The following is a 13,851-nucleotide window of genomic DNA, read 5'->3' as shown; positions in this document are numbered from 1 at the left end:
ATCCTTTTTTATAAATTAAAATATTTGAGAGGAATAAGTTATATTTCCCCCATCCATAAAAACTAGGCTTATATAAGTAAATTAGAGATTTCTTGAATCTTTTTAGTCAAGAGGATATTGCTATCAAACTGAAGATGTGTTCTCTCTAATCCCTTCAAATAACCTTATTCTACTAAGCTATACTAACTAACAAAATTATAGTGAATAGCTTTGGTATATTATCATTCATATGAGTCTTGCTTTATAAATTCCCATAGAAAGTAGAGGTATGGAATAGTAATAATATTCATAATATCACCTAGACTCTATTTCTATTCCATTGTCATGTAATAACTGAGCCGCTATACCGTTTGCTTCTTTCATATTTCCTGTAAACGTCCCATCATATATTTTTTTAAAACCACAGGATGGACTGCCTGATTTAAGAATAGCTTTCTTGCATTCCAACTCCTCAGCAATTTTTAGTGTCTTTTTTGCTCCATATATAAATTCAGGAGTAAAATCTTCTCCCTCTTGACTCAACACTTTGTCTCCAACTATTTCAGCAGCTGGGCGTGGAGTTGGCAGCCCACCTAAAACTTCAGGACATACTGGTATTGCTCTACCACTTTCCACTAATTCTATGACCTCAGCATTAGGGGCTGCCTTACCATTATATCGGCATGGAATTCCAGCAAGGCATGAACTAACTAATACAACTTCTTCTTTTAGGTTATTTTCTTTTTTTCACAATATAGCACCTCCCAACTCTATTGTACGGTTTTAAAGACTATAAATACAGTCTTTTATATTATAAAACTTAAAAAAGCTCATATCGTTCGGAATAAAATGATATTTATAAACATTTTTAATTAAAAAAGTAACAAAACCCTGAGTCTTTCAGATTACATTTTTATAACATACTCCTATAAAAAAGACAGATGAAATACATACCTGTCCTATTTTATAAATTATATTAACTGATATTTTATTTAAAGTATGTATAAAATAGGATTATATCCGCATTAACGCCCTTTTATACTCCCTCTCTTCGACTGTCGCACTCGAAGAAGCATCATTCTTTCCTTAATTCTATTGGAACTCTTATACTTATTAAAAAGCACAGTCTGATTTACACATAATGTGTTCCTCAAGTAATTTCCCAAAATTTGTCCTTTAATATATAAACCTTGTAAAATTGATGCTATATTTCAATGTCGGGAATACTGTGTCCCACTTCATGAGGATCTAATTTTGTCATAGACATATATAGTATTCTAAACTTATATTTTTTTTAGTATATTGATTACTTGTTATACTCCTAATAACTTTATATAATTTAGATTAATACTACTCATAAGCTAATTGTTTAATGATTTTTTCCAAATGAGGGTAATGCTTTATCAATTGCTCTTGGGTAAATAATTCAAAATCTTCAAATGTAAAAGCAGGTGTAACCACACAACTTACTAGTGCGTAACCGCTCTTCACAGTTGAGCCAAATATAGTTCCAGCTGGGACAGTCCATGAAAGTAACTGGCCTTTTTTGACATCAGGTCCTATTTTTACTTCTTCATAGTTCCCGTCAGGAAATATACAATGCACAGTCAACGCATTACCACTGTGATAAAACCAAGTTTCATCTGCTGATAATCTGTGCAAATGAGAAGGATTTTCTTCAGTGAGTAAAAACAAACATGAAGAACTTAGGCTCCTTTCTCCTTTTTGAGTAAAAAGTGTTTCAGGATGTAAGTAAGTTTCTTTATAATAGCCTCCTTCGGGATGAGGGAGTAGTCCAAGATCTTTTATCCAATCTTTGTAATTAGTCATTTTAACCTTTATGCTTTCTATCTGATTTTTAAGAGATATGATATGTAGTACAGATTAGTCTGGGACCTGACCTACATGATCTCCCCAAAGACATTCTGAAAATTTAAAGTTTGAAAAAGAAGCTTTAAAACTTGATTCTTCAGGTGAACACGCATATATTCCAATATTCACTTTTCCACCACCTTTATTTAAGTGACATATCCTCATTTGGTGGAATATTTTTCCATCACTAGAGTACTCAACACGAAAATCTGACTCTCTTCTACTTACTCGATACCAAATCTCTTTTATAGAAGGATCTATTTCCATAGTTGACCAATCGGAATATCCGCTGTTTGTAACCACACACCCTAAATGTTGATAATCTCCATTCTCATATTCAGAGGAAGCTTTCAACCAATTTTCACTATCCTGATATATAACTATTCCACACTGGTCAAATCTATGCTTCGCATCTCTAAACTCAGCCTTGACTGTAAAAGAAAAATACTCTTCTTCCACTTCCCTATAGAATATTGGAGCATTATCATTTTGAAAGTTATAATAAGTTCTTTGCCATAAATCTGTATGAGGATTAGTATATATTTCGACTATTCCATTAAGTATTTTAGTTTTTTCCGGTTTTCTTATCCAATTATAATTCTCGCTCAACATATTCCTTTATCTTCCTATTTACATGGTATAAAAACTTAATGCTCTTTTTTATATCTTTCTTCTAATTTGCTTCTGTGTGATTCCATAATATCACTGATTGAAAGGTTATATTTATCTGCCATAATAAAAACATTATCTAAGACATCCCCAAGCTCTTCTTTTATATATTCAATCTTCTCTACTTCATTCCCCTCAATTTCATCTGGTTGATCTCTACCTATTTCTTTTTTTCTTATTGCTTGTGCTAACTCACCAACCTCTTCCGTGAGAAAATTGCAGCGTATAAAGGGGCTGTAATTATACCACCCTCTTTTTTTATAGAACATTTTGACCCATTCTTGATATTCTTCAAATTTCATGACATTTTCCCTTTCTTTTCTCGTAAATATGCGTTAAATTACGCTTCCCACTTTTATTCTTTTGGAGCTATACTATAAAAGTGGACAGAAAATTGTGTGTTATAATCTGTCTATTAAGACACAAAAATGAAAGGACTTTTATGTCAGGTTTTAAACGTTACGACGAGGAATTTAAGCAATCTCTCGTTAATCTCTACCAAACAGGTAAAACTCAATCCGAACTCTGTAAAGACTATGGTGTCTCCCCTTCTGCACTTGCAAAATGGATCAACCAGTACTCTCAAGTTCGTCTTGAAGATAATACGGTCTTGACTGCTAAACAGATTCAAGAATTACAAAAAAGGAATGCCCAACTCGAAGAAGAAAATCTTATCTTAAAAAAAGCAAGTGCCATATTCATGCAAAACTCCAAGTGAGATTAAAAGCAGTCTATAGACTCCGATTTGAACACACGACAGTTATGCTCTGTCGTGTTTTACATGTCAATCGTTCCACCTACTATAACTTCATAAACAAGAAGCCCTCAAAACGTGAAATAGAAAATCAACGCTTGAGAAAATTACTCCTTGAGATTTATATGAAAGCCAAGAAAAGAATTGGAACGAGAGCTTTTAAAATTATTCTCCTGCGTGATTATGGCGTTAATATTTCTGAGGGGCGTATCTTAAGACTTCTCAAGTCTATGACACTCCCTAAAATGTCAACGATTAAACCTAGAGTTAAATCAAAACACTCTCCTGCATTTTCTTCTGATAATCTCCTTAAACAAGAATTTAATCCTAAGTCCCCGAATCAAGTATGGACAACTGATTTCACTTATATTTCTATAGGACATAGACGGCATGTTTATCTCTGCGCCATCCTTGACCTCTACTCTAGAAAATGTATTGCTTGGAAAGTAAGTGACAGGATTGATGCTAAACTTGCCTGTGACACATTAGGGATGGCTATAAATAAGAGGAAGCCTAAGGAACCAATCATTTTTCATTCGGATCAAGGTAGCCAATTTAAATCAGCTTCCTTTAGAAAAATATTAGATGAGCATCAATTGCTTGCTTCTTACTCCAAACCTGGATATCCTTATGATAATGCTGTCACTGAGGCCTTTTTCAAGTACCTCAAACAACGGGAAATAAACAGAAGAACTTATCACTCCATTCAAGAAGTTCAACTCTCTTGCTTTGAATACATCGAACAGTTTTATAACAACTATAATCCTCATTCCGCAAACAATGGTTTAACTCCAAATCAGAAAGAAGAAAACTATTTTAAGAAAATATAGCTCATTTTGTGTCTAAATATTTGACATTAGTCCAGAAACTTAGGTAGTACTGAAAATGAACAAGGAGTTAGTGACGCCGTAAGTACTGTCCCATTAATTTATAGTGCAATATTATTTGGTATATTAGGTCCATTACTTGAAGAAATTATCTTTAGAAGAATCCTCATTAAAGACTTATCCACTTTTATCAATGAAAAATTTGCGATTGTTTTTTCTTTGTTAGCATTTGCACTTTTGCATGTGGATGGGAATATTATGGATATATTTAGCTATATACCCTTATCTATCGTTATAACTATCTCATATATTATATCCAAAAAAAATATCGCCTATGCTTGGACCTTACACATGATCAATAATCTATCTGGTATAGTCGTATTTCCATTACTATTTACTTAATTTTGTTGGAAGAATAATATTTTTTCTAACTTAATCTTCTTAAAAATACTAGATTACCCATAGCCTAGTATTTTTATTTACTTTTTCTTTTAATAGAATTAGCCTGGCCAAACTATACATTCACATAAAAATACCGGAGTTATAATTTGCTTAAAAACAAACATCTAGATTTAGTCTTACACTTAGGAGTTATAATAATACTACTTGCTTTGGGAATGATAATACTTCTATTTCTTTTGACTGATTTATTTTATACATTAACATTTATTATTGAAAAACCTGTTTAATAAATATCAAAATAATGATATCTACTCACTTCTTAGTGGGTAGTTTTATCATAGTATTTAACTATGTAGAAGTGCTCAAAATTTTTTCCAAGAGAAAATAGAAGAAAAGATAAACAGAAACCATACATTTTACAACTTTATGAGTTTATATGGTTAGCCAAATCAATCATATTAATTTCTTTATTAAACACGATACACAGTATGCAAACAAATGCCCTGATAATTCCCAACTGTTCATTAACAGATGTTTCCGAGTAGCCACATTCTAGTCTGTCAACTAAATATTGTTTTATATGAATTGGTTTGATTTCGCTAATATTTAAAATATCATTTTGGTACAAAAAAAAACAGAGAAAACCTTTCGTGTTTTTTCTCTGAATATAATTGTATTTTTCGACAATCCTCTTGCTTTATTGTCAAAAAGCATTTCTTGAATTACTGATTGGATTGAAATTTCCATGTTGTTTTCCTCTGTTTTTACTAGATTTAACAACAATAAAATTTTTTTCAAGATGGCTTAGATACCGTACTAAATGTACTTTTAAAGAGTTAATATTTTTATCAAGAGCCTCTTAAATCCAGTTATACCAATATTAGCGAATCCCTAAAGCGATACGCGCATAGCGGCTCATTTTATCTACTGTCCACGCTGGATACCAGACGAGGTTGACTTTGATTTCAGTTACTTCTTCAACTTCTTTGAGCGCATCATGAATTTGATCAGTCAAAACGTCTGCTAGCGGACAACCCATTGTTGTCAGTGTCATTTTGACTTCAGTAAACCCATTGTCTTCAAAGGAAATTTCATAGACCAAGCCCAAGTTAATGATATCAATACCTAGCTCAGGGTCAATAACAGTCTCCAAGGCTGCTAAAATCTTTGTTTTAATTTCTTCTATTTGTGTATCAGAATATTTGCTTTCTTCACTCATAAATTTCTCCACATTCTCATTGTAAAATCTATTTAACATTGTTATTCTACCATATTTTTAAAAATTTGACGAGAAGAGTAAAAGATAATTTATAAATCATTTTATAGACACAACGTCTAAAAATTGTTATAATTATAGTGATATAAAGTTTTAAGACAGCACTTGCTGTGTAGGGAAAAGGATACACTGTGGAGAATAGAAAAGAACGTACAAAAGCGCGACTTCGCGATGCAATGACTCAACTTTTACATGAAAAGCCATTTGATCAAATTACAACCACTGAGCTTGTCAAAGTTGCAAAGATTAGTCGGAGCGGATTTTATACGCATTATCAAGACAAGTATGAAATGATTGATCAATATCAAAAAACATTGATCAACACAATTCAATATGTCTTTGAAAAAAATGATGGAGACTTGCAAAAAACAATGCTTGAAACCTATGAATTTTTAGATAATAACGAAATCTACGCAGCCCTGCTTTCTGAGAACGGCAGCAAGGAAATCCATCAATTCATGCAAGCGAAGTTAAAAAGTATGATTGAAAACTCAATTATTCCAAGAGATTCAAGAAGAAATAACCTCGGTCGCTTAGGTAAAATTTATGCTGCAACTTATTATGCTAATGCTATGTTTGGTCTTACACAGGCCTGGATTCGTCGTAAGCGTAAAGAAACACCTGAAGAAATTACAAAAATACTCAGTAAGCTTATCAACTAATTAATTATCCCCAAAATATCCAAACCCTATGTTTGGATATTTTTTTATAAAGCTTGAATACTTTTAAGTAGTCTTTCGAGTCCATCTTTTACCTTGGCTCGTGAACAGCCAATGTTTAGTCGGAGAAAGTTCCTTCCTTCCTGACCGTATACTTCTCCATCCATAATAGCTACTTTTCCTATGTTGATTAATGCTTGTTGTAACTTATCCATAGGAACACCCTGTTCTGAAACATCAAGCCACAAAAGGTAAGTTGCTTCTGATTCGATAAGCTTTATTTTTGGCAAATACTCTTTTAAAAAAGTTCGCGTGAAGTCTACCGTATCGTCCAAATAGTTTTTCAATTCTTCCAGCCATATATCAGATGTCTGGTAAGCTGAAATCGTCGCTTCCATTCCTAAAATGCTGCAAGAAGAGAGCCCATCTTTTTCCTTTAAATGTTGACAAAATTCTTCACGAAGATTCTCATTTGGAATTAATAAATAGGAAAAAATCAATCCTGGAAAATTAAAGGTTTTGCTGGCAGATGTTAAAAGAGCAATATTTTCTGTACCGTATTGCAAAATCGGGTGGTGTTGCTTATCCTTGCGTAAAACATCCATGTGAATTTCATCTGAAATTAAGAAGACATCGTACTTTTGACAAAGCAATACCACTTGTTGTAGCTCTTCACTTGTCCACACACGTCCTGTAGGGTTATGGGGCGAACAAAAGAGAAGGATTTTGTTGTTCGGATGTGCGAGTTTTTCTTCTAAATCTATAAAATCAATCGTATACTTTCCTTCGTTAAAAATCAATGGATTTTCCACACACAAACGATTGTTAGCTGTAATGGTTTTAAAGAAAGCATCATAAGCTGGGGTCTGGACAACAACACCTTCTTGGGGCTGAGACTTGATTTCAATCAACTGAGAAAGAGAGTAAATCACACTTGGGCTATACAAAATCCAGTCCTCCTCAATCGCAAAATCAAACTGTTTTTGATACCACGCAGAGACAGCTGATTTGAAATGCTTATGATTCCAACGCGTATATCCGTAAATCGGATGTTGAATCCTCTTTTGCAATGCCTGATTAACCGTCTCTGGGATAGCAAAATCAGTATCTGAAATGGTAAAAGGCAATAAATCTTTCTGACCAAAACGATCTTCTACAAAATCCCACTGTGTACAAAACGTTCCTTTTCGCTCAATTATTTTATCAAATTCTGTCATATCAATAAATGGTAAAACAAGACGTTTGCCTTGTTTTACGGTTCTCCTTCTAAATCAAATTGTCCAAGGCGTTGCGGACAGTCGTTACTTTCGTTCCAATAATAACTTGAACACTTGTATCATCTAAATGTACGACTCCTAAAGCACCTAAATCTTTAAGCTTGTCATCTTCAACAAGGTCGCCATCATTTAAAATCAAACGGAGACGTGTAATACAGTTGTCGAGTGTGACAATATTCTCTTTTCCACCCAATGCAGCTAAGATTGCTTCGGCATTATATCCAGATGTATTGCCTCCATGTGCTATTTCTTGCTCTGAATATTCCGGTTCGAGTACAGCTTCACGTCCTGGTGTTTTCAAGTTTTTCCATAAGATAACCTTTTTAAATGTGAAGTAGTAAGCCGCAAACCAAAAGGCACCCACGAGAGGAATCAAGAACCATTGTGTATATGAGCCTTGCATTACCCCAAAGATAAGGAAGTCGAGCACGCCACCATCTGTATTACCAATTTTTACGCCTAATAGGCTAACAATCATTGCTCCTAGACCAGTCATAATCACGTGGAAAATCCAAAGGAATGGACTGATAAACAAGAAGAGAAACTCAATTGGTTCTGTTATCCCTGTTACAAAAGTAGCAATCACACCAGAAATCAGGAGCCCTTTGACTTTTGCTCGATTTTCCGGTTTTGCTGTACGATACATGGCAAGCGCTGCTGCTGGGAGCCCAAACATAAACGTTGGCATTTTTCCTTGAGACAAGAAAGCTGTCGCAGAGCCGGAAATTGGTAAACGATTTGCTAATTCGGCATAGAAAATATTTAAAGCACCGTAAACTTCATGTCCATCAATGAGCGCTGTTCCACCAGCCTGAGTAAAGCGAATGGTTGCAACAAGAATGTGATGCAAACCAAAGGGTAAAAGCAGACGTTCGCCAGAGAAAAAGAGAAATGGCCCAAAAATACCTGCACGTTGAATCAAGTTGCCGACTTGCTGGATAAGAAGGGCAAACAGTGGCCAAATGACAGGAATCGCGAGACCTACCAAAGCCATAACTAATGCAGTAATAATTGGTACAAACCTTGATCCGCCAAAGAAAGCAAAACTATCTGAAAGTTGAATGTTGTAAAATTTCTTGTGGAGGTTGTAAACAATAATACCAGTAATGATACCTCCAAGAACACCCATTTCGATAGTTTGGACACCCAAAGCCATACCTTGCCCAGCCTTTTGCATGAGTTCAGGATCAGCAAGCTGTCCACGTTCAGTCAAAAAGAAGTTGATAGAAAGATTCATAACCATATAGCCAACGAATCCTGAGAAAGCTGCTACACCTTTTTCTTTCTTAGCTAAACCGAGAGGAATAGCCATAGCAAACATCACGGGTAAGTTACTGAAGGCAAAACCGCCAATGGCTGAAAAGAAACGAAAGACTACTTGCAGTACTTCGTTTCCTAAGAAAGGAAAAGCATCAATAGTAGATTGACTCGAAAACGAACTTCCTAGCCCTAAAAGAAGCCCCATAAAAGCCATTAAGGCTACAGGGAGCATAAAAGTTTTACCTAATTCTTGGAAGAAACCACCTAGGGCAAATTTTTTCTTTTTCTTGGCTTGTGGCACTTTAGTTTTTATTTCGGTACCTTTAGCCAAAGCTTTTCCTATTGGTGAACCTCCTTTTACCTTTCCTGAGGCACTGATCGTCATACTCTTTAATTTTTCTGCTGTATTTGTAATAACAACAATGGCTGTTTTTTCAAGTCCAGCATCTTCGACCGCTTTCCAATTCACGCGCCCAATTACTTGGCCCGCTTTAACAGCTTCCTCTTCTTTGATGGTAAACTCAAACACTGCCTTATCCAGACTGACCGTATCAATACCAATATGAAGTAATACCTGCAAATCATCTGCAGTACTAAATCCAGCAGCATGTCCTTGAACCATTCTTACTGTACCAGAAACTGGTGCATAGATTGTTTCACCTGTTGGTTCTACAGCATACCCATCTCCCATTGTTTTTTCAGAGAAAATAGGGTCTTTAACATCCTGCAATGGGATAATTTCTCCCTCAAAAGGAGAATAGAGGTTTTTTGGTTACTCATCTTTTAACCTACCTTTATATTTTTGTTGTAAGTTAATATTAACACAATGTAAAACGCTTTCACGAAAATTACTAAAAAAACACCTTCTCATTTGAAAGTATTTTTTTAAATGTGTAAAATTCCACGATAAGTGTAGTAAAGTGATTGCAAAACCAAAAGTAAAGGTGTCTTATCGGTCGTGTCATATCCATTTACTTCTTCCTTTTGTGTTAAGCAATAAAGAGGGATATCAGCTATTTGTACCAAACTATTTTCAGTTAAATTGGTAAGGCTAATCAATTTATGATTTCTGGATTTGGCCAGTTCTGCTAATTCCAAAACAGAAGGTGTTTCCCCAGATAAAGAAACAAAAAAGAATACTTCATGAGAAGAGCTTAAAATCTTCTTTTTCATTTCCTGCTGATATTCATAAAATTGAAATTTGTCATCGAGAGCAAAGAGACTTTTTACATACATCTTCGTCAGAAGGCCTGTTTGATCTAGCGCATAAAAATTTACACTCTTGGCTCTTTGCATTAGCTGCACAACCTTCATTTTTCTTTCTTTATCGATTAGATCAAAGTTTTTTAAAAGAATATGCTTATGTGCATTCATACTTTCAGGAGTTGTAAGCTCCTGTTTGAGGTTAATCTTAAATTCAGAGAAATTTTCATAGCCTAATTTTTTACAGAAACGAGTTATTGTATTGGGCACAGTGTAAAATTTCTGTGATAAAATAACAATCTTGGTCTGACTCACCGCTTCTTTATTTTTCAAGATGTAGTCTACCAAGTCTTCTTCCAACTCTGTTAACTTATTCTCTTTATTTTTTACGCGTTCCTGAAAACTCAGCATATTTATCCTCTTTTTTGACTTTTTAAGCCTTTCACTTATCTTTTATTCTACCATAGTTTCTTTTTAAAATAAAAACGCTTAAATATGTCAAATCATGCAGCATAATTTTCCACAAAAAAGAGCCTATCTTATAGACTCCTTTTATCTCATTATCTTATTTACTGTTTTTTTCGTTGATCCACTCAGTGGAGAGTGTCATCGCGGCACGTGTCGCATTAGTATCATTCATTGAATTCACCATAACAAAGTCATGGATAATGGCTTGGAAACGCACTTGAGTTACTTCCACTTCAGCTTCTCGCAATTTACGTGCATAAGCTTCACCTTCATCTCGCAAAACATCAGCTTCACCAGTAATAATCAAAGCAGCAGGTAAATCTGTCAAATCTTCTTTCGTCGAACGAAGCGGTGAAGCTGTGATTTGATTACGTTCTTCTTCGTTTGTCGTATATTGATTCCAGAACCAAATCATTCCTTCTTTAGTCAAAAAGTAGTTTTCCGCAAATTCATTGTAAGAATCCGTATCAAAATTGGCATCTGTTACGGGATAATACAAAACTTGTTGTCCAATCTTTTGACCGCCTCTTTGTTTAGTCAAAAGTGTCATCACAGTGGCCATATTTCCGCCAACAGAATCTCCAGCTACAGTGAGATGATTTACATCAAATTTCTTATCGTTAGAAAAATCTTTTAGCTGTTGTAGGACAGCGTAGTTTTGCTCAATAGCCGTTGGGTATTTGGCTTCGGGTGACAGGGAGTATTCAGGAAAAACCACAACGGAGTTGGTCCGTACGGCAAGCTCACGAATTAGTTTATCATGTGTATGTGCATTGCCAAAAACCCAGCCTGCTCCGTGGATATAAAAGATTACAGGTAATTTCTTTTCTTGATTAAGGGGGCGAATAAATCTGACATTTATTTCCCCCCAGTCTCCTGTATCAACAGCGACATCTTCAATATCAACGTCTTCCTTTGCGACTGGAGAATCCTGAACTTCATTTAATAAGCTTCTTCCCTCTTCTACTGGAAGTTCATAAATACGAGGATGGGGCGCATTTGCTTCACTAAATTCTAGCGCAGCTGTTTCTAAGGAAATTCTTTCTACCATTTTATACCTCCAAAAATACTTTTTATTATCTTTTCTTAAAAGATAATTTTTTATTGCAAGGACAAAATCCAGTAAAATCAAAGATTTCTTCATAATATTGAAGTAATTCTTCATATTTCTTGGACTACGTTAATTTTCTGAATATTATTTTAATAACATTTTATAATTTAAAGTTAGAGAAAACAAGAAATTGATATCGGAAAATACTTTCGTTCTTATTTAGACGATTTGCTCGTAAGGTAAATAAAAAGGGGAGCCCCCTTTTATTTAACAGTCGTTTCCCCAGTTACTTTAACTTGTTCTTCGCTAGGAAGTTTGTTATAAGCATCCAACAATTCTTGATTTTTAAAGATAAGATTTCCATCAATCATTGCTTCTCCATCAACACCTTTCCCAGTTTGACCATGGAAGCCTTCAGCATTTACTTCAACATCTCCCTTAACTGTACCATTTGAAATATAGAACTGTGGAGAATTTACTTCAAGTTTTTTTACAGTAAGTGTATAGCGATCTGTAACCTTACGGTCTGCATCTTGCGTATAAAGGGCTAATTTACGTGCTTCTTCGCCCTCTTTATTTTTAAATTCGCCTTCAACATTCAAAGTTTTGTCTGATGCATCTAAGTCTTTATTAATGGCCGCAATCCAAGCGCCATCCTTCGAAAGTCCTTTAGAAAGGGTATCAAAATTATCTGTGCCTGCAGTTGCCCCAGCAAACACTTCAGCTGATTGTTCAGTTTTTGTTTCTTCTGATTTTTTTTCACCAGATCCACAAGCTGTCAAAACTCCCAATGACAAAGTTGATACAGCTAACAATGAGAGAAGTTTCTTATTCATAATATACCTCGCTTTTCTTTTTCTTCATTGTAGCATACACAATTGTTCCATTCAAGAAAACGCTTCCTTTATTTATGAGATTGTTTTGTTCAATTCATTTTTCTAAATAATTTAACTCCTCTTTTTTCCATAAAAATAAGGGCTATTAAGCCCTTAGAAATATATTTGCATGCCTTTATTATTACCAACATCTGCTCCATACTAAAGATGTATATTAAACTGAACGAGGCAAGACAAGTGCTAGGATTAATCCTAGAAACCAGAAACCAAATATCGTAGCCAAAAAAACTCCGAATATTTGTCCCCCAGATAAGCCCCGAGAACTGGCAATTTTGACGGGCAAAAAGAAAATGAGAATTGCGATGACTAACACAAAGAGAGCCAACCAAAAATTTGCTGGTGCACTGTTCCAAATCTCTTGTAGACTTGAGTTAATATTTTCAAAATTCATTTTTTCTCCACAGTTTGTTAACGCTTTTATTTCATTTTTTATACGATTAAGAATACATAAAATTTATGAATCCTTGTAGGCGTATTATAACAGCCGTTTCTATTATTTTCAAGCTTGTTTTACCGTTATTTAGAAAATTAAAAATTAGTGTAAAACTGTATAAACTGCTGTTAAGGCTTGCACAGCAAGTATGACCACTATTGGCGACATAATAACTAGAACAACAAGTCCTGGACCTGATAACCATTCTTTATCTTTATTTTTTCGCATATTCGTCTCCTTTATCATTCTATAAATCATTTGATACTGGATATCGTTAAATAACTTCAAACTTCATAGACATTAAATCCATATACCACTAGAGGCAATGAATATTATAGCATAAAATTTATCGTTTCTACTTTTGCAATAAAATAAAACAAAAAGAAAAACCGCTCAACAGAGCGGTTAGACAAGTCAAAATTATTTACGACGTTCTGGGATACGAGCCGCTTTACCTTGCAATGCACGCAAGTAGTAAAGTTTAGCACGACGCACACGACCGTGACGGATAACTTCGATTTTTTCAACACGTGGAGTGTGAAGTGGGAAGATACGTTCTACACCAACACCGTTTGAGATTTTACGAACAGTGTAAGTTTCTGAGATACCAGAACCTTTACGTGCAATAACAACACCTTCGAACATTTGGATACGTTCACGAGTTCCTTCGACAACTTTAGCGTGAACACGTACAGTGTCTCCAGCGCGGAATTCAGGGATATCTGAACGAAGTTGACCTGCATTGATAGAATCGATCAATGAAATAGACATTTTTTTCTCCTTTTGCTCATCAATAAAGCCATTGGCCCAGCGGATAAACAGTTT

General features: G+C 34.7%; 13 protein-coding genes and 3 pseudogenes. 3 read left to right on the top strand and 13 right to left on the bottom strand.

Annotated features, from left to right (window positions below):
* Positions 1–294: 294 nt before the first annotated feature.
* From P3G65_RS04200 to P3G65_RS04185, 4 genes and pseudogenes are all read right to left on the bottom strand, one after another.
* A pseudogene (locus P3G65_RS04200) lies at positions 295–684 on the bottom strand (DUF523 domain-containing protein); the annotation flags it as partial.
* Positions 685–1,329: 645 nt separating this feature from the next.
* Positions 1,330–1,809, bottom strand: a complete 480-nt coding sequence (locus tag P3G65_RS04195) for a cupin domain-containing protein (RefSeq protein WP_019291668.1) — start codon at positions 1,807–1,809, stop codon at positions 1,330–1,332.
* A 54-nt stretch (positions 1,810–1,863) separates the two neighbouring features.
* A complete protein-coding gene (locus P3G65_RS04190; RefSeq protein ID WP_019291669.1) occupies positions 1,864–2,463 on the bottom strand; it encodes a DUF1349 domain-containing protein in 600 nt (199 codons plus the stop codon).
* A gap of 35 nt (positions 2,464–2,498) precedes the next feature.
* Positions 2,499–2,822 (bottom strand): MazG nucleotide pyrophosphohydrolase domain-containing protein, encoded by a 324-nt coding sequence (locus P3G65_RS04185; RefSeq protein ID WP_019291670.1) that lies wholly within the window; start codon positions 2,820–2,822, stop codon positions 2,499–2,501.
* 140 nt (positions 2,823–2,962) lie between these two features.
* On the opposite strand from P3G65_RS04185, the pseudogene P3G65_RS04180 reads away from it, so the two are divergent.
* Positions 2,963–4,120 (top strand): annotated as a pseudogene (locus tag P3G65_RS04180) (IS3 family transposase).
* Positions 4,121–4,200: 80 nt separating this feature from the next.
* On the top strand, positions 4,201–4,503 hold the full coding sequence (locus P3G65_RS11870; RefSeq protein WP_080763277.1) for a CPBP family intramembrane glutamic endopeptidase: 303 nt from the start codon (positions 4,201–4,203) through the stop codon (positions 4,501–4,503).
* An 880-nt stretch (positions 4,504–5,383) separates the two neighbouring features.
* On the opposite strand, the gene P3G65_RS04175 is transcribed toward P3G65_RS11870, so the two are convergent.
* On the bottom strand, positions 5,384–5,722 hold the full coding sequence (locus P3G65_RS04175) for a metal-sulfur cluster assembly factor (protein WP_017369035.1): 339 nt from the start codon (positions 5,720–5,722) through the stop codon (positions 5,384–5,386).
* Positions 5,723–5,910: 188 nt separating this feature from the next.
* Between P3G65_RS04175 and P3G65_RS04170 the strand changes: the two genes are divergently transcribed.
* The gene (locus P3G65_RS04170; RefSeq protein WP_019292025.1) at positions 5,911–6,441 is read left to right on the top strand and encodes a TetR-like C-terminal domain-containing protein; all 531 of its coding nucleotides are present in this window, start codon (positions 5,911–5,913) and stop codon (positions 6,439–6,441) included.
* Positions 6,442–6,485: 44 nt separating this feature from the next.
* Here P3G65_RS04170 and P3G65_RS04165 read toward each other — a convergent pair whose 3' ends face one another.
* From P3G65_RS04165 to rplS, 8 genes and pseudogenes are all read right to left on the bottom strand, one after another.
* The gene (locus P3G65_RS04165; RefSeq protein ID WP_019292024.1) at positions 6,486–7,655 is read right to left on the bottom strand and encodes a MalY/PatB family protein; all 1,170 of its coding nucleotides are present in this window, start codon (positions 7,653–7,655) and stop codon (positions 6,486–6,488) included.
* Positions 7,656–7,704: 49 nt separating this feature from the next.
* Positions 7,705–9,744 (bottom strand): annotated as a pseudogene (gene malX / locus P3G65_RS04160) (maltose/glucose-specific PTS transporter subunit IIBC); the annotation flags it as partial.
* 116 nt (positions 9,745–9,860) lie between these two features.
* Positions 9,861–10,589 (bottom strand): MurR/RpiR family transcriptional regulator, encoded by a 729-nt coding sequence (locus P3G65_RS04155; protein ID WP_019292022.1) that lies wholly within the window; start codon positions 10,587–10,589, stop codon positions 9,861–9,863.
* Between the two features lie 154 nt (positions 10,590–10,743).
* Positions 10,744–11,697, bottom strand: coding sequence for an alpha/beta hydrolase (locus P3G65_RS04150; protein WP_019292021.1), 954 nt, complete (start codon positions 11,695–11,697; stop codon positions 10,744–10,746).
* A 263-nt stretch (positions 11,698–11,960) separates the two neighbouring features.
* Positions 11,961–12,533 carry a hypothetical protein gene (locus P3G65_RS04145; protein WP_019292020.1) on the bottom strand — a complete coding sequence of 191 codons (573 nt, stop codon included), beginning with the start codon at positions 12,531–12,533 and terminating at the stop codon, positions 11,961–11,963.
* Between the two features lie 214 nt (positions 12,534–12,747).
* Positions 12,748–12,984 carry a hypothetical protein gene (locus tag P3G65_RS04140; RefSeq protein ID WP_019292019.1) on the bottom strand — a complete coding sequence of 79 codons (237 nt, stop codon included), beginning with the start codon at positions 12,982–12,984 and terminating at the stop codon, positions 12,748–12,750.
* A gap of 144 nt (positions 12,985–13,128) precedes the next feature.
* The gene (locus tag P3G65_RS04135; protein WP_016170978.1) at positions 13,129–13,254 is read right to left on the bottom strand and encodes a hypothetical protein; all 126 of its coding nucleotides are present in this window, start codon (positions 13,252–13,254) and stop codon (positions 13,129–13,131) included.
* A gap of 192 nt (positions 13,255–13,446) precedes the next feature.
* Positions 13,447–13,797, bottom strand: a complete 351-nt coding sequence (rplS, locus tag P3G65_RS04130) for a 50S ribosomal protein L19 (RefSeq protein ID WP_004258564.1) — start codon at positions 13,795–13,797, stop codon at positions 13,447–13,449.
* Positions 13,798–13,851 lie beyond the last annotated feature (54 nt).

Origin of the sequence: Lactococcus sp. bn62 (assembly GCF_029492705.2) — a bacterium.
In the GTDB taxonomy this organism is placed as follows: domain Bacteria; phylum Bacillota; class Bacilli; order Lactobacillales; family Streptococcaceae; genus Lactococcus; species Lactococcus petauri.
This window is presented reverse-complemented; position numbering and strand designations above follow the sequence as displayed.

Bases quoted from the DNA above. Each gene is read 5' to 3' on its own strand.
- P3G65_RS04195 (WP_019291668.1), bottom strand. From the start codon at position 1,809: ATGACTAATTACAAAGATTGGATAAAAGATCTTGGACTACTCCCTCAT.
- P3G65_RS04190 (WP_019291669.1), bottom strand. From the start codon at position 2,463: ATGTTGAGCGAGAATTATAATTGGATAAGAAAACCGGAAAAAACTAAA.
- P3G65_RS04185 (WP_019291670.1), bottom strand. From the start codon at position 2,822: ATGAAATTTGAAGAATATCAAGAATGGGTCAAAATGTTCTATAAAAAA.
- P3G65_RS04175 (WP_017369035.1), bottom strand. From the start codon at position 5,722: ATGAGTGAAGAAAGCAAATATTCTGATACACAAATAGAAGAAATTAAA.
- P3G65_RS04165 (WP_019292024.1), bottom strand. From the start codon at position 7,655: ATGACAGAATTTGATAAAATAATTGAGCGAAAAGGAACGTTTTGTACA.
- P3G65_RS04155 (WP_019292022.1), bottom strand. From the start codon at position 10,589: ATGCTGAGTTTTCAGGAACGCGTAAAAAATAAAGAGAATAAGTTAACA.
- P3G65_RS04150 (WP_019292021.1), bottom strand. From the start codon at position 11,697: ATGGTAGAAAGAATTTCCTTAGAAACAGCTGCGCTAGAATTTAGTGAA.
- P3G65_RS04145 (WP_019292020.1), bottom strand. From the start codon at position 12,533: ATGAATAAGAAACTTCTCTCATTGTTAGCTGTATCAACTTTGTCATTG.
- P3G65_RS04140 (WP_019292019.1), bottom strand. From the start codon at position 12,984: ATGAATTTTGAAAATATTAACTCAAGTCTACAAGAGATTTGGAACAGT.
- P3G65_RS04135 (WP_016170978.1), bottom strand. From the start codon at position 13,254: ATGCGAAAAAATAAAGATAAAGAATGGTTATCAGGTCCAGGACTTGTT.
- rplS (WP_004258564.1), bottom strand. From the start codon at position 13,797: ATGTCTATTTCATTGATCGATTCTATCAATGCAGGTCAACTTCGTTCA.